The sequence below is a fragment of the Thalassospira sp. genome (assembly GCF_048059015.1).
GTDB lineage: Bacteria > Pseudomonadota > Alphaproteobacteria > Rhodospirillales > Thalassospiraceae > Thalassospira.
The window spans coordinates 48,334-73,888 of the sequence record NZ_JBLLNT010000012.1 but is presented as its reverse complement, the minus strand read 5'-3'; the positions used below and the strand labels follow the sequence as shown (position 1 = coordinate 73,888).

Genomic DNA, 25,555 nt, shown 5'->3' with positions numbered 1-25,555 from the left:
CCTGCGTCTGCGCACTATCAGGTATTAACCACAAGGCTACAGATGGTAGCAATTAAAGATTGATTAAATTAGAACATTTACACCTTTGAAATCACAGATTTCATATTCTTATGAAGGTGCTAGCGGACAGGGCAACAAATCGCGCCCGGTCCGCCTTTGTTGATTAGCTGCTCTGCCAGTTTGCAGCAATTACCGCTTGTGCGTTCTGGAACTCGGTACTGTTGTGATCCAGACTGTCTGCGGCAACATCATTGATGCCAAAGACAGACATGGCATCGACAAGGTTTTGAACATTGGTCGCGTCCAGCGTACTACCCGCAACTTCGATCTCGCCAACCTGCTGAGCTGCTGGCGCATACCAGTCCGCAACGGTAAGGCTGTCCTGAGAACCAAGCAACTGGATCACCAGATCATCACCTTGCTGGAACAGCCAAACGTCATTTGCTGTCACGTCAGACTGAAGAGAAACGGTATCCGCGGCCTCTGCGTCAGCAATCACATCATGATCCGATCCGCGACCGAACACGAAGGTATCGGCGCCATCACCGCCAGAAAGTGTGTCATTTCCGGATTTCCCGTCGAGGATGTCATTTCCTGTTGAACCGCCGAGACTATCGTCAACAGCGCTGCCAATAAGCACATCGTTTCCAACCGTTGCGGCAGCCACATCAACCGTATCGAACTGTGCCGGACCGACTGTTGTACCTGTCACGTTGCTATCAACATGCACCGTCTCGACACGGCGCACATCGCCCTCAGAGACGAACTCATAGTAGAGATAGGCACCACCATCAGCGGCGGCTTCGATCGTTACATTGTATTCATTGCCATAGCCCAGCTCTTCAAAGTCAACCAGCCCCATGACAGGGTTACCGGCTGCATCATAACGCTGGCCGTAGACCTGACCGCCGAGCTTGCCGCTATACACCACAAACACACCGCCGTCCGAAAGGGCAACGATGTCCGACGACACCATGTAGCCCTGATCTCCAACGTCAAGCTCGACATGGAAGTCTTCAACTATCGTGTCGTTTGGGCCGGTGCTGTAAACATACACCTTGCCACCGGTCGCAAGAGCGATACGACCATCCGGAAGGCGCACTGGATCCATCTCGTAATAACGATCACCCAAGTTGTATTCAGGTGTCGCGTCGTAGAACACCGTCGTGCTGTCACTTCCCAACGGATACCCCGTTCCGCTGAACAGACGTGCCTTGATCTCGCGCGACTGACCAACCGTAACCAGGCTGAACAACATCAAACGGCCATCTTCAAGCTCAATTCCATTGGCAACGGTTTCGTCAGATGACCCTGTCTGAATCTCAAACAACGCGCTGGTCGCATTGCCGTTCTCATCAAAACGACGACCATAGGTGTTGTAATCCCCTGCAAGGGGTCCATCATCCACCTGCGTCACCACGACATAACCACCATCCTGCAGGGCGATGATCTCCGGGGACTGATCGACCGTCTCATCAATCGACAAGTCTTTCCAGACGCCAACCGGTTGCCCATTGTCGTTAAATCGACGTGCCATTGTATGGCCACCGAGTGCTGTTCCCTGCACCACGACAACAAATCCACCACCCGCAAGTGCTTCAATACGATGCCATGTCGCGCTATCGGGCATGTCCATCGACAGAGCAAGTTCCTGACCCACACTATCGCCATCAGCATTAAACTTGCGACCGCGAATGCCGCCACCGGGGAACTTCATCCAGCTGACGATCTTCGATCCGTCGGAGAGTGTCGTTGTATCCCAGCTACCATATCCTTGCGGGAAGCCCACGATCTGCGCATCCGCAAGCGTCGCCTTTACATCAATCGTCACGGTCGCTGTGCTGCTGTTCCCTGCTCCATCGTCAGCCGTATAGCTGAAGATCGCAGGGCCATAGTAATCCGCATTCGGCGTGAACAGCACATTGCCGTCACCATCAAGCGACACTGTTCCGTATCCAGCAGACTGGACAGAACTGATGCTCACCGCACCATTGTCATTGGCCAAAAGCTCGGACGCCAGAATAACCGTCGTACGGTTCGCCGCTATCTCGACTGCATCTCCATAAGCCACGTCAACCGTATCGAACTGCGCCGGACCGACTGTTGTACCTGTCACGTTGCTATCAACATGCACCGTCTCGACACGGCGCACATCGCCCTCAGAGACGAACTCATAGTAGAGATAGGCACCACCATCAGCGGCGGCTTCGATCGTTACATTGTATTCATTGCCATAGCCCAGCTCTTCAAAGTCAACCAGCCCCATGACAGGGTTACCGGCTGCATCATAACGCTGGCCGTAGACCTGACCGCCGAGCTTGCCGCTATACACCACAAACACACCGCCGTCCGAAAGGGCAACGATGTCCGACGACACCATGTAGCCCTGATCTCCAACGTCAAGCTCGACATGGAAGTCTTCAACTATCGTGTCGTTCGGGCCGGTGCTGTAAACATACACCTTGCCACCGGTCGCAAGAGCGATACGACCATCCGGAAGGCGCACTGGATCCATCTCGTAATAACGATCACCCAAGTTGTATTCAGGTGTCGCGTCGTAGAACACCGTCGTGCTGTCACTTCCCAACGGATACCCCGTTCCGCTGAACAGACGTGCCTTGATCTCGCGCGACTGACCAACCGTAACCAGGCTGAACAACATCAAACGGCCATCTTCAAGCTCAATTCCATTGGCAACGGTTTCGTCAGATGACCCTGTCTGAATCTCAAACAACGCGCTGGTCGCATTGCCGTTCTCATCAAAACGACGACCATAGGTGTTGTAATCCCCTGCAAGGGGTCCATCATCCACCTGCGTCACCACGACATAACCACCATCCTGCAGGGCGATGATCTCCGGGGACTGATCGACCGTCTCATCAATCGACAAGTCTTTCCAGACGCCAACCGGTTGCCCATTGTCGTTAAATCGACGTGCCATTGTATGGCCACCGAGTGCTGTTCCCTGCACCACGACAACAAATCCACCACCCGCAAGTGCTTCAATACGATGCCATGTCGCGCTATCGGGCATGTCCATCGACAGAGCAAGTTCCTGACCCACACTATCGCCATCAGCATTAAACTTGCGACCGCGAATGCCGCCACCGGGAAACTTCATCCAGCTGACGATCTTCGATCCGTCGGAGAGTGTCGTTGTATCCCAGCTACCATATCCTTGCGGGAAGCCCACGATCTGCGCATCCGCAAGCGTCGCCTTTACATCAATCGTCACGGTCGCTGTGCTGCTGTTCCCTGCTCCATCGTCAGCCGTATAGCTGAAGATCGCAGGGCCATAGTAATCCGCATTCGGCGTGAACAGCACATTGCCGTCACCATCAAGCGACACTGTTCCGTATCCAGCAGACTGGACAGAACTGATGCTCACCGCACCATTGTCATTGGCCAAAAGCTCGGACGCCAGAATAACCGTCGTACGGTTCGCCGCTATCTCAATTGAATCACTGTATGTAAATACACTAGTTTCTTCGAACTGGGCTGGTCCGACGGTGTCGCCCGTCACCTGACTGTCCACATGTACCTTGTCTACAATACGGGTACCGTTCGCTGTCCGATATTCATAGAAGATGAACGCACCACCATCAGCAGCAGCCTCAATCGTTACATTGTATTCATCGCCATAGCCCAGATCTTCAAAGTCAACCTGACCCATGACCGGGTTACCAGACGCGTCATAACGCTGACCGTAAACGCGTCCTTCCGTACCATTCGTGTACAGCACGAACACCCCACCGTCAGACAGCGCAATCAAGTCTGAGGACAGAACATGCTCGTCAGTATCCACCTCAAGATTGATCTGAAGGTCTTCGACAATTGTGTCACCCGCACCCATGCTATAGACAAACAGCTTTCCGTGCGTTGCAACTGCGATCCGGCCATCTGCTAGCCGTAGCGGGTTAACTTCGTAATATCGGTCAAGCGATGACGGATATTGCCGGATCGGCTCATAGAACATCGAGTAGCTGTCGGTTCCAAGCGGATACCCCGTACCGCTGAACAGACGTGCTTTCATCTCTCGCGACTGACCAACCGTAACCAGGCTGAACAACATCAAACGGCCATCTTCAAGCTCGACCCCGTTGGCAATCGTCTCGCTGTCAGCACTGGTCGCTATCTCAAACAGGTCACTCGTGGCATTACCGGAAACATCATAGCGACGCCCGTAGGTGTTGTAGCCGCCGCCTCCCGAACCATCGTCAACCTGAGCGACGACCACATATCCCCCATCCTGAAGGGCTATGATCTCTGGCGACTCATCAACAACATTCTCGGCCGAAAGCTCTTTCCACGTACCGACCGGACGACCATAAGCATCAAAACGGCGCAACATCGTATGGCCGCCTTGCTGTTCACCTTGCGCAACAACAACAAACCCGCCATCTGCCAAGGCTTCAACACGGTGCCAAACAGCGTCATCTGGCATACTTTGGGAAATCGCCAGCTCCTGACTAAGCGTCGTTCCATCAGCTCGGTAAACACGCCCGCGAATATCACCGGTCGTCGTCATCCAGGTCACAACGTGCGTGCCATTCTGCATCGCAGTCGTATCCCAAGCCCCGTAAACCTGCGGGCGCCCAGCTGCCTGCGCATCCGCAAGCGTCGCCTTCACATCAATCGTCACAGTCGCTGTGCTGCTGTTCCCTGCTCCATCGTCAGCCGTATAGCTGAAGATCGCAGGGCCATAGTAATCCGCATTCGGCGTGAACAGCACATTGCCGTCACCATCAAGCGACACTGTTCCGTATCCAGCAGACTGGACAGAACTGATGCTCACCGCACCATTGTCATTGGCCAAAAGCTCGGACGCCAGAATGACCGTCGTACGGTTCGCCGCTATCTCAATTGAATCACCGTAAGCTGAGTTCACTTCTTGGTACTGGGCTGGCCCAACAGTGTCGCCCGTCACCTGACTGTCCACATGTACCTTGTCTACAATACGGGTACCGTTCGCTGTCCGATATTCATAGAAGATGAACGCACCACCATCAGCAGCAGCCTCAATCGTTACATTGTATTCATCGCCATAACCCAGATCTTCAAAGTCAACCTGACCCATGACCGGGTTACCAGACGCGTCATAACGCTGACCGTAAACGCGTCCTTCCGTACCATTCGTGTACAGCACGAACACCCCACCGTCAGACAGCGCAATCAAGTCTGAGGACAGAACATGCTCGTCAGTACCCACCTCAAGATTGATCTGAAGGTCTTCGACAATTGTGTCACCCGCACCCATGCTATAGACAAACAGCTTTCCGTGCGTTGCAACTGCGATCCGGCCATCTGCTAGCCGTAGCGGGTTAACTTCGTAATATCGGTCAAGCGATGACGGATATTGCCGGATCGGCTCATAGAACATCGAGTAGCTGTCGGTTCCAAGCGGATACCCCGTACCGCTGAACAGACGTGCTTTCATCTCTCGCGACTGACCAACCGTAACCAGGCTGAACAACATCAAACGGCCATCTTCAAGCTCGACCCCGTTGGCAATCGTCTCGCTGTCAGCACTGGTCGCTATCTCAAACAGGTCACTCGTGGCATTACCGGAAACATCATAGCGACGCCCGTAGGTGTTGTAGCCGCCGCCTCCCGAACCATCGTCAACCTGAGCGACGACCACATATCCCCCATCCTGAAGGGCTATGATCTCTGGCGACTCATCAACAACATTCTCGGCCGAAAGCTCTTTCCACGTACCGACCGGACGACCATAAGCATCAAAACGGCGCAACATCGTATGGCCGCCTTGCTGTTCACCTTGCGCAACAACAACAAACCCGCCATCTGCCAAGGCTTCAACACGGTGCCAAACAGCGTCATCTGGCATACTTTGGGAAATCGCCAGCTCCTGACTAAGCGTCGTTCCATCAGCTCGGTAAACACGCCCGCGAATATCACCGGTCGTCGTCATCCAGGTCACAACGTGCGTGCCATTCTGCATCGCAGTCGTATCCCAAGCCCCGTAAACCTGCGGGCGCCCAGCTGCCTGCGCATCCGCAAGCGTCGCCTTCACATCAATCGTCACAGTCGCTGTGCTGCTGTTCCCTGCTCCATCGTCAGCCGTATAGCTGAAGATCGCAGGGCCATAGTAATCCGCATTCGGCGTGAACAGCACATTGCCGTCACCATCAAGCGACACTGTTCCGTATCCAGCAGACTGGACAGAACTGATGCTCACCGCACCATTGTCATTGGCCAAAAGCTCGGACGCCAGAATGACCGTCGTACGGTTCGCCGCTATCTCAATTGAATCACCGTAAGCTGAGTTCACTTCTTGGTACTGGGCTGGCCCAACAGTGTCGCCCGTCACCTGACTGTCCACATGTACCTTGTCTACAATACGGGTACCGTTCGCTGTCCGATATTCATAGAAGATGAACGCACCACCATCAGCAGCAGCCTCAATCGTTACATTGTATTCATCGCCATAACCCAGATCTTCAAAGTCAACCTGACCCATGACCGGGTTACCAGACGCGTCATAACGCTGACCGTAAACGCGTCCTTCCGTACCATTCGTGTACAGCACGAACACCCCACCGTCAGACAGCGCAATCAAGTCTGAGGACAGAACATGCTCGTCAGTACCCACCTCAAGATTGATCTGAAGGTCTTCGACAATTGTGTCACCCGCACCCATGCTATAGACAAACAGCTTTCCGTGCGTTGCAACTGCGATCCGGCCATCTGCTAGCCGTAGCGGGTTAACTTCGTAATATCGGTCAAGCGATGACGGATATTGCCGGATCGGCTCATAGAACATCGAGTAGCTGTCGGTTCCAAGCGGATACCCCGTACCGCTGAACAGACGTGCTTTCATCTCTCGCGACTGACCAACCGTAACCAGGCTGAACAACATCAAACGGCCATCTTCAAGCTCGACCCCGTTGGCAATCGTCTCGCTGTCAGCACTGGTCGCTATCTCAAACAGGTCACTCGTGGCATTACCGGAAACATCATAGCGACGCCCGTAGGTGTTGTAGCCGCCGCCTCCCGAACCATCGTCAACCTGAGCGACGACCACATATCCCCCATCCTGAAGGGCTATGATCTCTGGCAACTCATCAACAACATTCTCGGCCGAAAGCTCTTTCCACGTACCGACCGGACGACCATAAGCATCAAAACGGCGCAACATCGTATGGCCGCCTTGCTGTTCACCTTGCGCAACAACAACAAACCCGCCATCTGCCAAGGCTTCAACACGGTGCCAAACAGCGTCATCTGGCATACTTTGGGAAATCGCCAGCTCCTGACTAAGCGTCGTTCCATCAGCTCGGTAAACACGCCCGCGAATATCACCGGTCGTCGTCATCCAGGTCACAACGTGCGTGCCATTCTGCATCGCAGTCGTATCCCAAGCCCCGTAAACCTGCGGGCGCCCAGCTGCCTGCGCATCCGCAAGCGTCGCCTTCACATCAATCGTCACAGTCGCTGTGCTGCTGTTCCCTGCTCCATCGTCAGCCGTATAGCTGAAGATCGCAGGGCCATAGTAATCCGCATTCGGCGTGAACAGCACATTGCCGTCACCATCAAGCGACACTGCCCCATACTCAGATGACTGAACTGAACTGATGCTCACCGCACCATTGTCATTGGCCAAAAGCTCGGAGGCCAAAATGACCGTCGTACGGTTGGCGTTTACGTCAAAGGAATCATTTTCAGCAGCCACAACAAGCTCCTTCGGGGAAAAATGCCAGTTCTGCCCAATGCGAACTAGCCAATTTCGTTAGAGATTAGTGGCTGCCTATTCTGTTTTCCAATGATTTTTCTATTATAGCTTGAATACAAGAAATGATATTCAATCTTATATTTTAATATAAGATTGAACTCGAAACAGCAAGGCATTCTGATTGCCTTAATAGTTCCCGCAACAGAAATACCAAGGCACCATAACCCCGAATTATGACAAGCAACCGGGGTACACTCAGACTTAAAGTATGATGATTGGGATATTGGGAAAAGCTACCAGGGTAAATTGTCATATAATATGACTGTCACGTGCCACAAAAGCTGACATTCGACATACAGCGAAATCAACAACTTGGCATTTCCGATTGCCAGATAAGTTGACATCAATTGACACATAAGCTGACAAAAAGCTGCAGAATTGACAGAAAAGCTGACATTTATCTCACCCGACTTTGCGGCGTTCTCTGAGATAACGCTTACTCCATTATTTTTGAAGCAAGCAACCTGAACCAAGCTCAACATTAACAGGTTCCCCGCAATCGACTGGTAAGTAGCCAGGCTCCTTCCCACTTGACCACTATCAAGAATTCAGAACCCACAATGAAATATGAGAAGCATTATGGAAAAAATGCTTCGCACATTTCTGTCTCTTCTGATTGCACTGTCTCTGACAGGAACAGCAGCTGGTCAGTCTTTTTCCCAGACGGCGAAGCATTTTGCAGGCACTGACCTAATCGCGATTACAATCTGTAGCGGTGACCAGAGCACCACAACGATTTTGATCGACCAGAATGGGAACAAAGTACCCGAACCTGTCGAATGTGCTTGCCCGAATTGCGCGCACTGTCTGACCGGGTCTGTATTCAAACTTCCCGACACTCTTTGCGCAATCGCACTCGACCGCATCGCCATCCAGAAGATCATTCCCCCGTCATTCGACCACACAGATGCATCTCGCATTGCACCTGCGACGGCGCGCGCGCCTCCGCACAAGGTTTGACTCATGAATACGTCACTTCTGCCACGCCGTCCTCAGACGACACCCCACGTGCACCGACCGATCTGTAGCCTATTATGGCTTCCGGTCCTGATTGTCGTTTTTACTTTTTCCTTGATGTTGTGCGTTTTCCCCGCAAATGCACAAACCAAACCTGTACTGGCACAGTTCATTGACAAGGTCCCCGCCACATCACTGGTCGAGGGTGCAGAAGGCTATGGCCAGATTCAAAATGATGTGCCTGTGGCACCCGTCCTCAAGAACGGTGAGCAAGTCGGCTGGGCCTTTATCACCTCGGATTTTGTCGGTACCACCGGTTATTCCGGCAAGCCGATCCATGCCATGGTCGCTGTTGACTCAAATGCCCGGATCATCGGCGTCAAACTGGTCAAACATTCCGAACCAATTGTTCTGATTGGCATCCCTGAAGAACGTATAGAAGCACTAACCGCAGGATATGTCGGCTTTGATCTGGCTGCCGCGACACGAAATTCTGACCATGACCTGAACATTATTTCCGGTGCGACCGTTACCATCATGGTCATTGATGACTCAATCCTGCGTTCGGGCATCAAGGTCGCACGCATGCTCGGGCTGGCTGGGTTGAGCCCCCCGGAAACCTCAAACGCACCCAAATTTGAAATCAAATCAAATGCCACGGCCCCGGAAAACTGGTTCACGCTGGTTGGAGATGGGACAGTTCGCCGCATGTCACTTGATGTCGGTCAGGTGAATGAAGCGTTTGCCGCAATGGATGATCCAAGGGCGCTTGATCGTCCCATTGAAGCGCCCGGCGAAGAAACATTCATCGACATGTATGTAACACTTGCCAGTATTCCCGCGATTGGCAAGGCAACACTCGGCGAGCGCGGCTACAACAATCTGAAAGCATGGCTCAAGGATGGCGAAGAAGCCATTCTGGTTACGGCCCGCGGACAGTATTCCTTCAAGGGATCAGGATATGTTCGTGGCGGTTTGTTTGATCGTATACAGCTTATCCAGGGCGATATGTCGGTCCGTTTCCGTGACCGCAATCATCGCCGTGTCGGAGACATCATGGCCGATGGAGCTCCGCAACTCAAAGAAATGGATATCTTCAAGGTCCCGGCAGAAAGCGGCTTTGATCCGACAAAACCGTGGCGTATCGAACTTCTTGTTCACCGTGATATCGGTGCGATTGAGCGCCTCTACACGACCTTTGATATCGGCTGGCAACCGCCTGCAAGCTACCTCACCAAGATTACCCCTCCTGTATCCAAAGCAGATCCCTCAGTAAACGCCGAAATAGAGAATGACGAGCAAGCTGCCAAAACAGCCCTTTGGCAACGGATCTGGCGCGACAAAACCATCGAGATTGTCGTGCTTAGCATTATGTTGCTTATCCTTACAGCAGCGTTCTTCTTCCAGAACTTCCTGACACGTTCTGCAAAATTTACCTTCTGGTTCCGAATTTTGTTCCTGACGGTCACGCTGGTGTTCCTTGGCTGGTACGCCAATGCGCAGCTTTCCGTCGTCAACCTCATGGCGCTGACAAATTCCCTGGTGACCGGCTTTACCTGGGAAGCCTTCCTGCTTGATCCGCTAACTTTCATCTTGTGGTTTTCTGTTGCTGCTGCCCTGATTTTCTGGGGTCGTGGCGCCTATTGCGGCTGGCTGTGTCCGTTTGGCGCCCTTCAGGAACTGACCAACCGGATTGCCAAATTCTTCCACGTGCCGCAATGGACACTGCCATGGGGACTGCATGAACGGCTGTGGGCGGTGAAATACATCATCTTTCTTGGTCTTTTCGGCACCATGCTGGCCTCCATTGATCAGGCAGAAAAGCTCGCCGAGGTCGAACCTTTCAAGACCGCCATCATCCTCAAATTTGATCGTGCTTGGCCGTTTGTTCTTTACGCGCTTGTCCTTCTTGGCGCCGGGCTTTTCGTCGAACGGTTCTATTGCCGGTATCTGTGCCCGTTGGGCGCGGCCCTCGCGATCCCGGCGCGTATGCGCATGTTTGACTGGCTCAAACGCTACAAGGAATGCGGCAGTCCCTGCCAGAGCTGCGCGCATGAATGCATGGTGCAAGCCATCCACCCCACAGGAGAAATCAACCCCAACGAGTGTCACAACTGCCTTCACTGTCAGGTGCTGTATCAAAGCGAAAAAATTTGTCCGGTCGTGATCAAGAAACTCAAGCGGCAAGAAAACCTCTTGGCGAGCATGGAAGGCGCACAAAAAGCGCTGAACCGGACCCGGACGACCAAGCAAAATCTCAAGGAGAAGTCATGATGTCTGACAAAAAATCCAAACCCGGGATCACCCGACGTGATCTTTTCGGCGTTGCCGCTGGTGGTGCTGCTTTTGCCGGTGCGGCAGGTGCCGCACGTCTGGCAATGGTCGGCGGTGCAACCGGTGCTGCTTCAGCTTTTTCGATTGGCAGCGCCCAAGCTTCAACCGGGACTGAGGCGAGCCTTGCCCCCGGTCAGCTTGATGAATATTACGGCTTCTGGTCGTCGGGGCAGACGGGCGAAATGCGCATCCTGGGCATACCATCCATGCGTGAACTGATGCGCGTACCGGTTTTCAACCGTTGCTCGGCAACCGGTTGGGGCCAGACCAATGAAAGCCTGAATGTTCTCACCGAGAACATGCTGCCGAAAACCAAGGATTTTCTCGCCGCCAACGGCAAGAAAATCCACGACAACGGCGACCTTCACCACGTTCATATGTCCTTTACCGAAGGCAAGTATGACGGCCGTTTCCTGTTCATGAATGACAAGGCCAATACACGCGTCGCACGTGTCCGTTGTGATGTCATGAAGGCCGACAAGATCCTTGAAATCCCGAACGCCAAAGCCATTCACGGCCTGCGCCCGCAAAAATGGCCGCGCACCAATTACGTCTTTGCCAACGGCGAAGATGAAACGCCAATGGTCAATGACGGAAAGGTCCTCGACGATCCGTCACAGTATGTGAACTTCTATACCGCGATCGACGCCGATGAAATGCAGGTTGCCTGGCAGGTCATGGTATCGGGCAACCTCGATAACACCGATGCCGACTATGAAGGCAAATACGCTTTTTCAACCAGCTACAACTCGGAAATGGGGATGAACCTTGCGGAAATGACCGCATCCGAGCTTGATCACGTTGTTGTCTTTAACATCAAGGAAATCGAAAAAGGCATCGCGGCAGGCGATTACATCGAACTCAATGGCGTCAAGGTCATCGACGGCCGCAAAGGCAAGAACAAGAACTACACCCGATACATTCCGGTCCCCAACAGCCCGCATGGCTGCAACATGGCCCCGGATAAGAAGCACCTTTGTATCGCTGGCAAACTGTCCCCGACTGTTTCCGTCATTGATGTCACCAAGCTTGATGCCGTGTTCTATGACGGCGCCGAACCGCGTTCAGCCGTTGTCGCTGAACCGGAATTGGGTCTTGGTCCGCTACATACCGCGTTTGACGGACAGGGCAACGCATTGACCACCCTGTTCCTCGACAGCCAGGTGGTCAAATGGAACATCGACAAAGCCGTGCGTGCCTATGCTGGCGAAAAAATCGATCCGATCATCAAGAAAGTCGATGTCCATTACCAACCGGGTCACAACTCCACCTCGATGGGCGAAACGCTGGAAGCAGACGGGAAATGGTTCATTTCAATGAACAAGTTTTCCAAGGATCGCTTCCTGAATGTCGGACCATTGAAACCGGAGAACGAACAGCTCTTCTCAATGCAGGGTGATGATCTCGTCCTGATGCATGACGGCCCCACATTTGCAGAACCTCATGATTCAATCATAGTTCACCGTTCTGTTGTCAACCCGCTCAGTGTCTGGGACCGTCAGGATCCAATGTGGGCCAAAACCCGCGAACAGGCCGAAGCAGATGGTGTCGACATCGATGACTGGACAGAGACCGTTGTCAGAGATGGCAACAAGGTTCGAGTCTATATGAGTTCTTCGGCCCCGACATTTAGCCTTGAGTCCTTTACGGTCAAGGAAGGGGATGAAGTCACCGTTATCGTCACCAACATGGACGATATCGACGACCTGACGCACGGCTTCACCATGGGGGACCATGGCGTTGCTTTTGAGGTCGGCCCGCAAGCGACAGCTTCGGCAACCTTCGTCGCATCCAAGCCAGGTGTCTACTGGTACTACTGCCAGTGGTTCTGTCATGCCCTGCACATGGAAATGCGCGGCCGTATGTTCGTTGAACCACGGAGCTAACCTATGATGTTGCGCCCCGTCATAACGTTTCTGATTCTGATTACGATGCCGATGCAGGTTTTCGCAGCGAGTTAATCTGTGCCATCGACCGACGGGGCGCTGATTGCGGCCATCGCCGGGGCTTCCCCCGGCGATGTGCTGTTGCTTGATCCGGGACTCCATCAGGGTCCCATAGAACTCGATAGGCCCATTACCATTGATGGTCTGGGCAAAGCAAAAATTTATGGAAACAAGACCGGAAGCGTCATCTCTGTAACCGGAACGGATATCACCATCCGTGGGCTTGAGATTGCGGGATCAGGTTCATCGCATGAAACAATTGATTCCGGCATCCAGCTCCATCGAACCGCCGCCCGTATCCTGATCGAGGATAACCGTATCCTCGGCAATCTCTACGGTGTCGATATTCACGGCGCCAAAGACGCCACGGTTCGCGGCAATGTCATTATCGGACGGCGCGATCACAGACTGAATTCACGCGGCAACGGCATATATGTATGGAACGCGCCGGGAACGCTGGTCGAAAACAATGATATCCAATTTGGTCGCGACGGCATTTTCGTGAACACCTCAAATCGCGGCATTTTCAACGGCAATCTGATGCGCGATCTGAGATTTGCGGTGCATTACATGTATGCCCATGATTTAGAAATCTCGGGCAATGTTTCGATTGGCAATCATCTTGGTTTTGCCCTGATGTATTCAAACCGCATCACGGTGCGCGATAACCTGTCTCTTGCGGATCGCGATCAAGGCTTGATGCTGAACTATACCAACAAGTCTGATCTGATCGGAAATCTGGTACGCGGTGCTGGTGGGAAATGTCTGTTTATCTATAACGCGCATCACAATCTGATTGGGGACAACCGGTTCGAGCGCTGCCAGACCGGCATACATTTCACCGCGGGCTCCGAACGCAATGCCCTGACAGGCAATGCCTTCATCGCCAACAAGACCCAAGTCAAATATGTCGGCACCCGTGACGTGGAATGGAGTTTCGACGGCCGGGGAAATTTTTGGTCCGATCACCCGGTATTTGACCTTGATGGCAACGGTATTGCCGATAGCCGGTTCCGGCCAAACGATCTTGTAGACCATGTTTTATGGTCGCAACCCGCAGCCGGAATGCTTTTGGGCTCCCCCGCCGTTCAATTAATCCGCTGGAGCCAGGCACACTTCCCCGCAACCTTGCCGGGCGGGGTCCTCGATAGCTTCCCGCTCATGAAACCAATCGAAATTCCGGTTCCCGAAGAAATCGCCGCCCTTGAAATGGCTGCTCGCGCCAATCCTGTCTGGCTGCGTGAAAGGACTGAAAATGTGTCTGACCCTCTCGCAAGTCACTAAACGCTATGATGATCATACCGTTCTTGATGCGGTCGGCTTTGATGTTGCCGCCGGTGAACGTGTCGCCTTGCTTGGCCATAATGGTGCAGGCAAGTCGACACTGATGAAGATCATTCTCGGCCTCATCACCGCCGACGGGGGAACGGTTTCTGTCCATGGTCTTGCACCCGGAAGTTACCGGGCACGCATGCAAACAGCCTATCTTGCCGAAAACGCGTCGTTTCATCCGTCGCTGACCGGACAAGAACAGCTCCGATACTATCTTCGACTTCGCGGCGAAGATCCCCGAAAGGCCACATCGCTTCTTGAGCGCGTCGGATTGGGTGCGGCAGCAAAGCGCCGAATTGGAACCTACTCCAAGGGGATGCGTCAACGTGTTGGCATGGCTCAGGCGCTTATTGGAGAACCGAAGCTCCTGATCCTTGATGAACCAACCAGTGGTCTGGACCCGGTATCGCGACGCGAGTTCTATGTCATTCTTGATGAACTGGCCGCGCAGGGAACAGCCATTCTTCTGTCTTCGCATGCCCTTACCGAGGTTGAGGCCAGAACCGACCGGATCGTCATTCTTTCATCGGGCATGATGGTCGCAAACGATACTTTGGCGCATCTGCGTCAACGGGCATCGCTGCCGATCCGCCTACAGGTTTCCGCGCAGCGCGGCAAAGCAGACGAGGTTGCCCAAAAGCTTTCCGGTGAACGCAGCAACGGCGTGATGGTCGATCTGGTGTGCAATTCGCAGGAAAAGCTCGCACGTCTTGGCGATATCTCGGCACTTGGGCCGTTGGTCGATGATGTCGATGTCATCCCGCCAAGCCTTGAAGATATCTATAGCCATTTCAGCAAACGGGGGAACGCATGAACAAGATTCTGGCGACAGCCCATAGTGAGTTCATCATTGCCCTTCGTAATCGCTGGGTTGCGATCTCGGTCGCGATGATGGTGTTGTTTTCACTTGTGTTATCTGCTGCGGGCAGCGCTCCGACCGGTGCGGTTGGTGCGGATAATCTGTCAGTCACCGTCGCGAGCCTGACATCCCTTGCGGTGTACCTTGTGCCTTTGGTCGCGCTTTTGATGTCGTTTGATGCCATTGCAGGCGAGATTGAGCGCGGCACCTTGCCCCTTGTCCTGACCTATCCCGTGGCCCGTGGGGAACTGGTCCTTGGGAAATTCATTGCTCATCTGGCGATCTTGAGCATCGCTGTCTTGGCGGGGTACGGGATTGCTGCCGTCGCTGCCATCGCAAGGGACTCCAATGCACTTGTCGGTCTCCCCGCACTGTTCCGACTGTTCTGGTCCTCACTTTTTCTTGGCGCGACTTTCCTTGGGGTCGGTTATGGCATATCCGCATTCGCACGTAAGCCCAGCGCAGCAGCGGGATTGGTGATCGGGCTCTGGCTGGTTCTGATCGTTTTATATGATCTTGGTCTGTTGGCGGCCATCGTCGCCGATGATGGCGGAACCTTCACTACGCACTATTTTCCTTGGCTGCTACTTGGCAATCCGGCTGATGCCTTTCGGATATATAACCTCGCCGCTTCAGATGCGGCCGCAGCTACTGCCGGACTAACCGGGGCGGCCAATAGCATACCCGCTGCTCATGCCCTGATATCCATTCTGGTTTGGCCGGTGATTGCCACGCTCATCGCCTGGCTCACATTCAGGAAGGTGACGCCATGATATCCCGCCCAATCCTGCTTCCGATCACAATCAGCCTGATCATTGTTGCTGGATGTCGGCAGCAAATTGACGACACCATGCCACCTCCGATCGCCATGACAGAAGAAGCCGTCGGGCATTTCTGTCAGATGAACATTCTTGAGCATGCCGGCCCCAAGGCACAAATTCATCTTGAAGGTTTGCCCTACCCCCTGTTCTTCAGCCAAGTTCGCGATGGCATCGCCTATGAACGCATGCCTGAACAAAACTATAAAATCAGCGCCATATACGTCAGTGACATGTCTAGGGCCCATGACTGGAACAATGTCGGACAAGAAAACTGGATACCGGCAACCAGTGCGCATTATGTCGTCGCCTCTTCCAAAACTGGCGGCATGGGGGCACCGGAACTTGTTCCCTTCTCCGATCAGGACGATGCGAGAGAGTTTGTCAGCCGCCATGGTGGTCAGATCTTGCGCCTTGATAACATTGACGACGCGCTGGTTCTAAACAGCGTCCCCGTTAAATCATCTGCCGAGACACTCGAAATGGCGACCAACCCAGATGACGACGACTATCGCGCGCGTCTTGAAAAACTTCGCAAAGAATGAGGTTCGCCATGCCCGAATTTTCACGACGTCGGTTTCTGACCATATTTGCTGCCGCAGGCGCACTGGCGACCGCACCATTTACGGTAAAGGCACAGCACCCTGTCCAAACATGGAAGGGCGTTGCAATGGGGTCCGCTGCCTCTATTAGCCTGTCGCACCCAAACGCCGACGAAATCCTGTCGCGCGCAACCCGTGAACTCGAAAGACTGGAAAATATATTCAGTCTTTATCGGGAACATTCCACGCTTGCGCAATTGAACCGTGATGGTGTGATTGATGCGCCTCCGTTCGAATTCTTGGAATGTTTGGGCCTGTGCGGAACTATCAATCGAGCAAGTGGCGGGCTTTTTGATCCAACGGTTCAGTCGCTTTGGCACCTATATGCGCAAAGCTATTCTCAAGGTCAGGCACCCGAAGCTTCATCAATCCGAAAAGCGCTTTCAAGAACAGGCTGGGACAAGGTTGTTATCGACCGGAATCAGGTCAGCTTCAAAGTACAAAACATGGCAATGACCCTGAATGGAATTGCCCAAGGATATGTTGCCGATCGTATTGCCAGGCTGCTTCGAGAGGACGGGTTGAACAATGTGCTGATCAATACCGGGGAATTCACAGCACTAGGTGGTCACCCGGACGGCAAAGACTGGCCGGTTTCAATTGATACAGGCATGAGACTTAGAAAAGAAAAGGTAATGCTGCGTGACAACGCCTTGGCAACATCACTGCCAAACGGCACCTTCTTTGATCAGGCGGGCCTTGTCGGACACATCCTTGATCCGCGTACCGGCTACCCCGCAAAAGCACGTCCCAAGGCAGTTAGCGTCACAGCCGCCAGAGCCGCCGTGGCAGACGGGGTAAGCACGTCAATTTGCCTTATGAATGACGGCGAAGCAGACAAATTTCTTGCACAGTTCCCAAGCACGAAAATGGTCTAGCTTTGACCCCGTTGGCTACGGGTATTCCTGACACGCGGTTGGAACGTTGCTGTCCTAACGCGACAGCTCCAGAAGCACGGCACGGTCAAGTATTTGCAGTTTTGGCCCCGCCGATATGGCGCCGGATCCCTCGAGTTTGCGCAGGGACCTGGAAAACGTTTCAGGTGTAATACCGATCCGACTGGCAATCTGACGCTTATCGGGGAAATTCTTGCCAATTGTACCGTCGATGGCCGCGCCATTTCGGTCTTCAAAATCAATCAGGAACGCAGCAATCCGCTGGATCGGACGCGTATGACGCAGTTTGTAGATCTCCTCAAGGAAGAACCGTTCCCAACGTAAGAGGCTGGATAATACATCACCGACAACATCAGGTGCGCTTTTCAGGATACCCAAATAGGCCGTGCGTGGAATGGCAACGATTTCGCAATCCTCAACAACCTGACATTCGACCGGATAAGATCGACCAGCAAAGGAAACCGCCTCTGCAAAGGACCCGGCCTCGGTCAGGAAATGCATCACTGTTTCATCACCCTGTGACGAGATTTTCACAAGGCGCAAATGACCGGACAGCAGGACGTAGAAATATTCGGCCACATCACCGGCCCGGAAAAGATGTTCTCCCTTGGCATGGCTTTCGACTTTGCATGTTCCCATCAGAGTCTTTAACCGTTCGTCCCCAAGTGCCGCCAACAGTGGCACCTGAGAGATCACATCGTGATCCGCACTAGACAGCGACCTTGAAACCATCAGACTGTTCCTCCTTGGCTTCACTACTTGATAAACCACACCATTCGGCCAGCATCTCGGTGTCTGAAATACGGATGATGTACCCATTGGCGTGCTGAGAAACGCCAAGTTCGGACAATTTTTTGAGCGCCCGGGAGAATGTCTCGCTGGTCATGCCGATCTTGCGGGCCAACGCCGACTTTTCCATCGTAAGCGGCGTCTCATGCACATCACCCACAGGAACAGCATCAGCAAGCAAATAAATTCCCAAACGTTGGGCAGCTGACCGGCATTTGAGCTCTTCGGTCTGGCGCAACATTTGACACAGTCGTTCTGTTACAACCGACATCATGGTTAATGCGCGATCAAAGTGTGCTGAGAGAAAATCAGCAAAGGCAGCCCCGTCAATTCGAATGGCCGTCGTTGCGTCCAGCGTTTTAATCGAAACAGCGTAACAGGCTTGCGGCGCCAGCGCACACTCGCCCACAAGTTGGCCATCACCCAGCAAATCAATAACGCCGTCCTTGCCTTCCCCTTCCGTGTAAGACAATTCAACATGTCCATTCACAATCAGAAACAGGGCCGAAGCGGGATCTCCGGCGTGGATCATCACAGTGTCCGGATCATACCGAACCCACGTACACAATGAGGCCAGTTCCAGAATATCGTCTGATGGCCAGTTTTTAAAATAGCGCCCAGACTGTAGAACACCCGAGATTCGATCAATATCTCTCATTGTGAAGTTTCCATGGAAAAACGCGGTTGTTGCTCAGCATTGGAACAAATCTAACATTCAACCGGACGGGGTGGATTGTTCCATGTCAAACAAGTTGGTCAGGTCCGTAAAACCAGATGCACTATCCAGCAAAAAAGCCCTGCTGATCAGCAGGGCTTTGCCACAAAATTGCTTAACGACATCGCCGTCACATTTTGAAGAAAACTATTCAAACCGTGGGAACAGGATCGAATTTTCCAAATACATATGTGCGACAAGATCTTCGATCAGCTTACTGGTTCCGCTGTACAATCTGCGCCACGAACCACATACCCCGTCGGGCAAAGTGCAATTGTTCGTCAGTTTTTGCAATTTATGAATGGCCCGACTGTGATCGTCATGCTCTTCGCGCATGCAATGAATGGGCATGGCCAATGCTGGTGTAATCGAGGTATTCCTGCTCATTTCACGCATCGCGGGGAAAAGAACATTTTCCTCTTTCGTCATGTGCATATCAAGTTGCTCTGCCATTTCGATCAACGCATCAGCCAAACCTATCGGCGCGTCCGGATGATCACCATGCACAATTTCAATCTCACGTGACAGCGCGATCAGCTCGATCAGATCATCGCGGTGAACATCGTGATAGCGCGTAAGGATGAAATCGATAAACCCATCGACATCCCCCGCATCCGGCAAGCTCAAAGGCCCCTTGGGAAGCTGGCAGAGTTCCGCCGCAATCACGTGGGGATCAAGTTCCTTGCGCATTGCAACGTCTTCAAGTGTCTGGTCGGGATGACAACAAAAGCCGATGCGATGCTGACGAAAAACCAGAGTTGCGCCGGGGAAACAGGAAATCAAGCCCCCCAGAGTCTGATCAAGAAGTTCGACAGGCGTAACGGCCAATGTCGCCGTATTCAAGGCATCTTGCATTAAGGTTTCCTCCCTAAGGTCGGCGTCCAGCGAACGAAAGGGAGTATAAAGCAGCTATGATTTAGCAGATTGACGATGGTCAAGTGGCTTCATGCCCAAAAAAAACTGTGTTCGGTTCTGTTGGGTTTTCAAACCAAAGTAGTGTTCTGTCGGCTTGTTCCAACTAAGCGTAATTCCAATCTCAAGGTGACTTGACAAACATCAAACACCGGCCTGCCCGGACCAGTGATACTTCACCGTACAAAACGCCGGAGTACACTGTGACAGAAAGCTATCCATCATTTACGCCGTTTTTGCTGGCAAACCCGCTCTTACGTAATGCGCCAAACCTTTTTATTGAGCGCATATGCCGTCACGCTATGGCAACAATGCATCGTCGTCATAGGCCTGTTTTCGAACGCGTCGCCGAGCAGGAAGCATTCGCCTTACTGATTTCTCCGACCGACCTGGATTTGCAATTCTATCTCAAAATAGATGCCGATCATCCTGAACTGCGCCCCGCAAGACACACAGAAGAAGAGACGGTAGCAGCACAGATATCAGGACCGTTACCCGCACTGCTGGAGCTTCTTCAGGGGACATCAGATGGCGACGCACTGTTCTTTTCGCGCACATTGCAGATTGAGGGACGCACCGAACTTGTTATCGCACTTCGCAATGCCTTAGATGGAGAATCCATTGATCTGCGGTCCGCTGTCAGTGAAAGCTTTGGCGTTATGGGACCGGCAGCCAAGATAGCACTTGGCCTTGCGGAGAAGGTTTATCGGCAACTTCAGCACGACATGAACCGTACAGCCGATGCATTGACCTCCCCGAGTGCCAAACGTTTGCTCGGCCTGGAAAAACGCACGGCCGAGCACGCAATCACACTAGCAGGGATTGATAAAACAATCCAAAGGCGGAAACGCCATTCGCGCCCAGCGCCATCCGGCGCAGCAAAAGATGATTTTGCGATGCCCACCAATCTCTGATCCTCAACCAGTCACAGGTTCAATATGGAACTCGTTTGTCCAGCAGGAACACCTGCCAGCCTGCATGCCGCCGTGAATGCGGGTGCCGACGTTGTATATTGCGGCTTTCGGGACGCAACGAATGCCCGAAACTTTCCGGGACTGAACTTTTCGCGTGCTGAATTACGCGATGCTGTGAAGCATGCGCACAAGCACGGGGTTCATGTCTACCTTGCCTGCAACACCTATCCGCAAGCCGGGACCGAAGATATCTGGCATAAGGCCGTTGATGATGCCATCGCGATTGGTGTCGATGCCATCATCCTTGCTGATATTGGTTTGCTGCGATATGCGCGTGATCATCATCCGGACGCACGTTTGCATCTATCCGTACAAGCATCGGCTTCGAACGAGGAAGCCATTCGATTTTATCATCAGGAATTCGGTGTACGCCGTGTTGTACTTCCCCGTGTTCTCTCGCTTGATGAGATACGTACGCTAAATCAGCGCATACAAGTTGAAACAGAAGTCTTCGCATTTGGCGGGATGTGCGTCATGGCTGAAGGTCGCTGTTCATTATCTTCCTACGCGACGAGCGAAAGTCCGAACATGAACGGTGTCTGTTCACCGGCCGCACATGTTCACTATGAGGAACGCGGTGACGCAACAGTCTCCCGACTTGGTAACTTCACCATCAATATCTATGACAGCGATGAAAAGGTCGGATATCCGACCCTGTGCAAGGGCCGGTTTCGCGCAATGGACAAATCAGGCTACCTGTTTGAAGAACCCACCAGCCTCGATGTCACCGCCATATTGCCAGAATTGGCAGCAGCAGGCGTGTCCGCCCTTAAGATCGAAGGACGGCAACGCGGGAAAGCCTACATATCGCAGGTCGTCGGCGCATTTCGCACATCGCTCGACAAGATCGCAAACGGGCAAATCAACGCGCAATCAAAACTCAACACGCTGAGCGAAGGTCAAAGCGATACAACAGGTGCGTACCGGAGAAGTTGGCAATGAAACGATCGCGACTTGTTATGGGCCCGGTTCTTTTTCATTGGGATGAAGACCGCAAAAAAGACTTCTACAACCGCATAGCGGATGAAACCGATGTAGATACCGTCCATGTCGGCGAGGTTGTCTGTGCTAAGCGGATGCCATTTTTTGACAAGCACCTGCCAGACGTAATTGAACGGCTTCAGCGCGGAGGAAAGGAAGTTGTTCTTTCAACGCTTGCACTTGTGATGAATGAGCGGGAAGTAAACCAGATACGCGAAATTGTACACATGCCCGACATTCTGATCGAGGCCAATGATATTTCTGTTGTGCGCTTGCTTGCAGGTAAACCTCACATGATCGGCCCCTACATTAATACCTATAACGAAGGGACGCTTTCATATTTTGCCGACAAGGGTGCAAAGCGGATTGCCCTGCCATGGGAATTACCGATGTCGTCAATCAATGCACTATGTGATCAACAAACAACGGCCGAGATTGAAGTGCAGATATTTGGTCGTGTGCCATTGGCTATTTCGGCCCGTTGTTATTCGGCACGGGCGCAAGGCTTGCACAAAGATGGGTGCCGGTACGTTTGCGGGGAACATCTTGATGGCATGAACGTCGAAACACTGGACGATAAACCATTTCTGGCGGTGAACGGGTTGCAAACACTGTCCAGCCACTATGTTGAACTGTCTGACAATATCGCGACAATGCAAAAATGCGGTGTTGGCGCATTCCGTCTGTCTCCACATAGCTTGGACATGACCAAGGTATCGGATCTCTATCATCAGGTGCTTTCGCACAAAATCGCCCCGGCCGAGTTAAGGCACCGTCTCCAGGAAATGCGCTTGCCGATGGTATTTGCCAATGGCTTCTTGCACCAAGCGCCGGGTGCCGAGTTTCGTCAGACACTCGGTCATCAGACTGAATAACAACCTCACCATGGATCGCCTGTGAAAAAGGGCTGCGACCTGACAGATCGCAGCCCTTCAATACATTCACAATTCGGGGAGTCAGCAAGAAAACATATTGTGAACACCAATCAGCATAACGTTTCGATGACCGACGGCCTTGACAATGGTCAACTGCAGATTGCCCGAATGGAACCACATCCCGATGGGCCTTAAATGTCCTCGATCCAGGTTTTCGCCGCAACAGCACGGGGCAGTCCGACAGGGCCGATAGATAACATTGCAATCTGTAACAGGTCTTCCAGTTCGATACCTTCGGCCTTGGCACGCCGGGCGTGTGAATGTACCGCTCCTTCCGAGCCAATGCCGATCGCAAGCGCAAGTTTGACAAGGCGGCGTTCGCGGTCCGTTAGAGGTCCTGCTTCTGCAGTGGCCTTACCAAGTTCGGAATAAGCTTTCCAAACATCTGGATACTGTTCGGCCAGCGCTCCGGCAGCACCAGGCATGAGTTTAACCATAGGTTCTCTCCTCACGTTTGCTCATCATCAATCAAAGATGTTGGCTTGGCAAATTGCCGAAGCACTTCAGGATCAATGATCTCTATTGTTTCTCCATCAACAACGACCCCATAAGCCTGCAGAGCCTTGAAAGCACGGCTGAGGTTTTCGGGCGTCATCCCAAGAACGGAAGCCAACTGTCGTTTTTCCAGATCCAGATCAAAACTCTTCGCACCACCAAAATCCCTGTGACGCGAAAGCAAATAATTCGCCAGACGTTCCAGGGCCGTGCGCAACTTCAAGTTCTTGGTGGTTTTGATCACTGAACGGTAACAGGCTGCCAGTTCAACAACGACCGCACGAGCAAAGCCGGCATCAAGGTCAAAGATTGCCCTCACATCCTGGCTGGGGATCATGACAATCCGACTTTTTTCCATCGTTCTCGCCGACATCAGATATCGGGCATCGCGAATGGTGGCGGCCAGGATGAATGTTGAAACCGGCTTGACGATCATGACGCTCGTTTCCCGGTCATTCCAACTGGAAAAAAGGTCAACCGCGCCAGAGACCAAGACATGAAGAAAATCAGCATCTTCCCCTTCACTGATCAAATCGACATGCGGCGGAAAGGTCTGCAAATATGCGCCACGCATGAGCTTGGCATAGTTCTCATCGCTCATGTCCGCGAAGAGATCCAGACTACGTACCTCCGGGAAGGTCGAATCGGACATTTGTTCCTCACTTATCACCCTGCGCAGACATAAATCCGCCTTTGACTTGATATTTATCAAGCGGGCAATTGTTGCTTCTCTCTCTTCTTATTGAGATTTGGCAAACCGCCAAACCTCATAGTTGGCGTGCCTATTTATTTCACCGAAGCGTTCCATGTTTTCTGATTTAGATCAAGCCTCCCGAGCGCCCCTTCAAACAATGATCACGTCATTCGCACACGCTCCAAAGTAACGACAGATGCTCGAGGGGAATTGCCATGCATACGTTAAAAGGGGTTTCACAAACAGATCAGTATCGTGCTCTGGGACTGAGTACCTTCGCCTTCACGGTATGCTTCGCGGTATGGACGATTTTTTCCATTATCGGCGTGAAGATCAAACAGGAACTCGGACTGAGTGATACACAATTCGGGCTGCTGGTCGCGACACCGGTTCTGACCGGATCGGTCAGCCGTATCTTCCTTGGCGTATGGACAGAGCAATTTGGCGGTCGCGTTATGTTCCCGCTGCAGATGCTGATCACAGCTATGAAATCTTTCTTGTTGCCGCACTTGGCCTTGGCCTTGCCGGGGGGTCCTTTATCGTTGGTGTCGCCTATACGTCACGCTGGTTCGAAAAAGAACACCAAGGCACGGCTCTGGGCATTTTTGGTGCTGGTAACGTTGGTGCTGCGGTCACGAACTTTGCGGCTCCATTTCTGGTGGTTGCCCTTGGCTGGGAGGGGACGGCGCGTATTTATGCCATCGTCCTAGTCGCAACCGCGGTCCTGTTTTATCTGCTGGCGAAAACCGACCCGGTTCAGCAGCAGCGCAAAGCTTCCGGCGAAGGTCCAGTTTCGGCCAGCTCGCAGCTTGAGCCGCTTAAGAACATGCAGGTCTGGCGCTTTGCAACCTATTACTTCTTTGTCTTTGGTGCCTTTGTCGCGCTCGCAAGCTTTTTGCCACGTTACTATGTTGGCGCCTATGGGCTGGAACTGACGACGGCTGGTGTATTTGCCGGACTTTATTCGCTACCGGGCTCGATCTTTCGGGCACTGGGTGGCTGGATGTCGGACAAATGGGGAGCACGTGCGGTCATGTATCTGACCTTCATCGTATCCCTGGTCGTTCTGTTCATCATGAGCTACCCGCAGACGACCTATGTGGTTGCGGGCATCAACGGCCCCATCGAGTTTGATTTCGGTGTCTCGGTTGGCATGTTCGTGGCGCTCACGGTTGTTCTCGGCTTCGTCATGAGCCTCGGCAAAGCTGCCGTCTACAAACACATCCCGGTTTATTACCCCCATCACGTCGGATCAGTTGGCGGTCTGGTTGGCATGATCGGCGGCCTTGGCGGTTTCTTCCTGCCAATCGCCTTCGGAATGCTTCTTGACCTGACCAATGTCTGGACCGCGCCCTTCATGCTGCTGTTCGTTCTGGTCGCAGTTTCGACGGTCTGGATGCATGTCGTGATCCGCCGCATGGAACGTTCGCGTCATCCGGCACTTGCTGATGAAAAGTACCTCTCGGATGTGCCTGAAAAGCCACTGGAAAAACCGGCCGCTGAAGCCGCAAAGACATCAGGCGTTACCAAGCCTGCTCAGTAAGACACACCGGCAGAGCGCAG

General features: G+C 52.9%; 18 protein-coding genes. 12 read left to right on the top strand and 6 right to left on the bottom strand.

What is annotated here, in order from left to right; all coding sequences use genetic code 11:
- Positions 1–163: 163 nt before the first annotated feature.
- A complete protein-coding gene (locus ACMZ66_RS15995) occupies positions 164–7,693 on the bottom strand; it encodes an Ig-like domain-containing protein (protein WP_416938580.1) in 7,530 nt (2,509 codons plus the stop codon).
- Positions 7,694–8,332: 639 nt separating this feature from the next.
- On the opposite strand from ACMZ66_RS15995, the gene ACMZ66_RS15990 reads away from it, so the two are divergent.
- The 8 genes from ACMZ66_RS15990 to ACMZ66_RS15955 all read left to right on the top strand — a co-directional run bounded on the left by ACMZ66_RS15990 (position 8,333) and on the right by ACMZ66_RS15955 (position 17,479).
- On the top strand, positions 8,333–8,713 hold the full coding sequence (locus ACMZ66_RS15990; protein ID WP_416938578.1) for a hypothetical protein: 381 nt from the start codon (positions 8,333–8,335) through the stop codon (positions 8,711–8,713).
- Between the two features lie 3 nt (positions 8,714–8,716).
- Positions 8,717–10,984 carry a 4Fe-4S binding protein gene (locus tag ACMZ66_RS15985; RefSeq protein ID WP_416938577.1) on the top strand — a complete coding sequence of 756 codons (2,268 nt, stop codon included), beginning with the start codon at positions 8,717–8,719 and terminating at the stop codon, positions 10,982–10,984.
- On the top strand, positions 10,981–12,930 hold the full coding sequence (gene nosZ, locus ACMZ66_RS15980) for a TAT-dependent nitrous-oxide reductase (protein ID WP_416938575.1): 1,950 nt from the start codon (positions 10,981–10,983) through the stop codon (positions 12,928–12,930). The genes ACMZ66_RS15985 and nosZ overlap by 4 nt, the downstream gene beginning before the upstream one ends.
- 78 nt (positions 12,931–13,008) lie before the next feature.
- Positions 13,009–14,274, top strand: a complete 1,266-nt coding sequence (locus ACMZ66_RS15975; protein ID WP_416938573.1) for a nitrous oxide reductase family maturation protein NosD — start codon at positions 13,009–13,011, stop codon at positions 14,272–14,274.
- Complete coding sequence (locus ACMZ66_RS15970) at positions 14,246–15,136, top strand: ABC transporter ATP-binding protein (RefSeq protein ID WP_416938571.1); 891 nt, start codon at positions 14,246–14,248, stop codon at positions 15,134–15,136. The genes ACMZ66_RS15975 and ACMZ66_RS15970 overlap by 29 nt, the downstream gene beginning before the upstream one ends.
- Positions 15,133–15,954, top strand: coding sequence for an ABC transporter permease (locus ACMZ66_RS15965; RefSeq protein ID WP_416938569.1), 822 nt, complete (start codon positions 15,133–15,135; stop codon positions 15,952–15,954). The genes ACMZ66_RS15970 and ACMZ66_RS15965 overlap by 4 nt, the downstream gene beginning before the upstream one ends.
- On the top strand, positions 15,951–16,544 hold the full coding sequence (locus ACMZ66_RS15960) for a nitrous oxide reductase accessory protein NosL (RefSeq protein ID WP_416938567.1): 594 nt from the start codon (positions 15,951–15,953) through the stop codon (positions 16,542–16,544). The genes ACMZ66_RS15965 and ACMZ66_RS15960 overlap by 4 nt, the downstream gene beginning before the upstream one ends.
- A gap of 8 nt (positions 16,545–16,552) precedes the next feature.
- A complete protein-coding gene (locus tag ACMZ66_RS15955; RefSeq protein ID WP_416938565.1) occupies positions 16,553–17,479 on the top strand; it encodes an FAD:protein FMN transferase in 927 nt (308 codons plus the stop codon).
- Positions 17,480–17,533: 54 nt separating this feature from the next.
- Here the strand turns inward: ACMZ66_RS15955 and ACMZ66_RS15950 are convergent, their stop codons facing one another.
- The 3 genes from ACMZ66_RS15950 to ACMZ66_RS15940 form a co-directional block, all read right to left on the bottom strand.
- Positions 17,534–18,229 (bottom strand): Crp/Fnr family transcriptional regulator, encoded by a 696-nt coding sequence (locus ACMZ66_RS15950; RefSeq protein ID WP_416938563.1) that lies wholly within the window; start codon positions 18,227–18,229, stop codon positions 17,534–17,536.
- Positions 18,207–18,944 (bottom strand): Crp/Fnr family transcriptional regulator, encoded by a 738-nt coding sequence (locus ACMZ66_RS15945; RefSeq protein ID WP_416938562.1) that lies wholly within the window; start codon positions 18,942–18,944, stop codon positions 18,207–18,209. Before ACMZ66_RS15945 ends, ACMZ66_RS15950 begins: the two co-directional genes overlap by 23 nt.
- A gap of 204 nt (positions 18,945–19,148) precedes the next feature.
- Positions 19,149–19,856, bottom strand: a complete 708-nt coding sequence (locus ACMZ66_RS15940; protein WP_416938560.1) for a DUF542 domain-containing protein — start codon at positions 19,854–19,856, stop codon at positions 19,149–19,151.
- A gap of 260 nt (positions 19,857–20,116) precedes the next feature.
- Between ACMZ66_RS15940 and ubiT the strand changes: the two genes are divergently transcribed.
- The 3 genes from ubiT to ubiV are packed head-to-tail and all read left to right on the top strand — an operon-like array spanning position 20,117 to position 22,743.
- Positions 20,117–20,827: a ubiquinone anaerobic biosynthesis accessory factor UbiT gene (gene ubiT / locus ACMZ66_RS15935; RefSeq protein WP_416938557.1), complete on the top strand. Its 711-nt coding sequence runs from the start codon at positions 20,117–20,119 to the stop codon at positions 20,825–20,827.
- Between the two features lie 24 nt (positions 20,828–20,851).
- Positions 20,852–21,829 (top strand): ubiquinone anaerobic biosynthesis protein UbiU, encoded by a 978-nt coding sequence (gene ubiU / locus ACMZ66_RS15930; protein WP_416938554.1) that lies wholly within the window; start codon positions 20,852–20,854, stop codon positions 21,827–21,829.
- Positions 21,826–22,743 carry a ubiquinone anaerobic biosynthesis protein UbiV gene (gene ubiV / locus ACMZ66_RS15925; protein WP_416938552.1) on the top strand — a complete coding sequence of 306 codons (918 nt, stop codon included), beginning with the start codon at positions 21,826–21,828 and terminating at the stop codon, positions 22,741–22,743. The genes ubiU and ubiV overlap by 4 nt, the downstream gene beginning before the upstream one ends.
- A 191-nt stretch (positions 22,744–22,934) precedes the next feature.
- Here ubiV and ACMZ66_RS15920 read toward each other — a convergent pair whose 3' ends face one another.
- Both ACMZ66_RS15920 and ACMZ66_RS15915 read right to left on the bottom strand, forming a co-directional pair.
- A complete protein-coding gene (locus tag ACMZ66_RS15920) occupies positions 22,935–23,240 on the bottom strand; it encodes a carboxymuconolactone decarboxylase family protein (protein ID WP_416938550.1) in 306 nt (101 codons plus the stop codon).
- Between the two features lie 11 nt (positions 23,241–23,251).
- Positions 23,252–23,950, bottom strand: coding sequence for a helix-turn-helix domain-containing protein (locus ACMZ66_RS15915; RefSeq protein ID WP_416938548.1), 699 nt, complete (start codon positions 23,948–23,950; stop codon positions 23,252–23,254).
- Positions 23,951–24,419: 469 nt separating this feature from the next.
- Here ACMZ66_RS15915 and ACMZ66_RS15910 point away from each other — a divergent pair, with 469 nt between their 5' ends.
- Positions 24,420–25,535 (top strand): MFS transporter, encoded by a 1,116-nt coding sequence (locus ACMZ66_RS15910; RefSeq protein ID WP_416938546.1) that lies wholly within the window; start codon positions 24,420–24,422, stop codon positions 25,533–25,535.
- The last annotated feature ends 20 nt before the right edge of the window (positions 25,536–25,555 follow it).

Excerpts from the sequence above, each read along its gene's own strand:
- ACMZ66_RS15965 (WP_416938569.1), top strand. The coding sequence starts at position 15,133 with ATGAACAAGATTCTGGCGACAGCCCATAGTGAGTTCATCATTGCCCTT.
- ACMZ66_RS15915 (WP_416938548.1), bottom strand. The coding sequence starts at position 23,950 with ATGTCCGATTCGACCTTCCCGGAGGTACGTAGTCTGGATCTCTTCGCG.
- ACMZ66_RS15990 (WP_416938578.1), top strand. The coding sequence starts at position 8,333 with ATGGAAAAAATGCTTCGCACATTTCTGTCTCTTCTGATTGCACTGTCT.
- ACMZ66_RS15985 (WP_416938577.1), top strand. The coding sequence starts at position 8,717 with ATGAATACGTCACTTCTGCCACGCCGTCCTCAGACGACACCCCACGTG.
- ACMZ66_RS15960 (WP_416938567.1), top strand. The coding sequence starts at position 15,951 with ATGATATCCCGCCCAATCCTGCTTCCGATCACAATCAGCCTGATCATT.
- ACMZ66_RS15950 (WP_416938563.1), bottom strand. The coding sequence starts at position 18,229 with ATGGTTTCAAGGTCGCTGTCTAGTGCGGATCACGATGTGATCTCTCAG.
- ACMZ66_RS15940 (WP_416938560.1), bottom strand. The coding sequence starts at position 19,856 with ATGCAAGATGCCTTGAATACGGCGACATTGGCCGTTACGCCTGTCGAA.
- ubiV (WP_416938552.1), top strand. The coding sequence starts at position 21,826 with ATGAAACGATCGCGACTTGTTATGGGCCCGGTTCTTTTTCATTGGGAT.
- ACMZ66_RS15910 (WP_416938546.1), top strand. The coding sequence starts at position 24,420 with ATGGACAGAGCAATTTGGCGGTCGCGTTATGTTCCCGCTGCAGATGCT.
- ubiU (WP_416938554.1), top strand. The coding sequence starts at position 20,852 with ATGGAACTCGTTTGTCCAGCAGGAACACCTGCCAGCCTGCATGCCGCC.
- ACMZ66_RS15970 (WP_416938571.1), top strand. The coding sequence starts at position 14,246 with ATGTGTCTGACCCTCTCGCAAGTCACTAAACGCTATGATGATCATACC.
- ACMZ66_RS15945 (WP_416938562.1), bottom strand. The coding sequence starts at position 18,944 with ATGAGAGATATTGATCGAATCTCGGGTGTTCTACAGTCTGGGCGCTAT.
- ACMZ66_RS15955 (WP_416938565.1), top strand. The coding sequence starts at position 16,553 with ATGCCCGAATTTTCACGACGTCGGTTTCTGACCATATTTGCTGCCGCA.
- ACMZ66_RS15920 (WP_416938550.1), bottom strand. The coding sequence starts at position 23,240 with ATGGTTAAACTCATGCCTGGTGCTGCCGGAGCGCTGGCCGAACAGTAT.
- nosZ (WP_416938575.1), top strand. The coding sequence starts at position 10,981 with ATGATGTCTGACAAAAAATCCAAACCCGGGATCACCCGACGTGATCTT.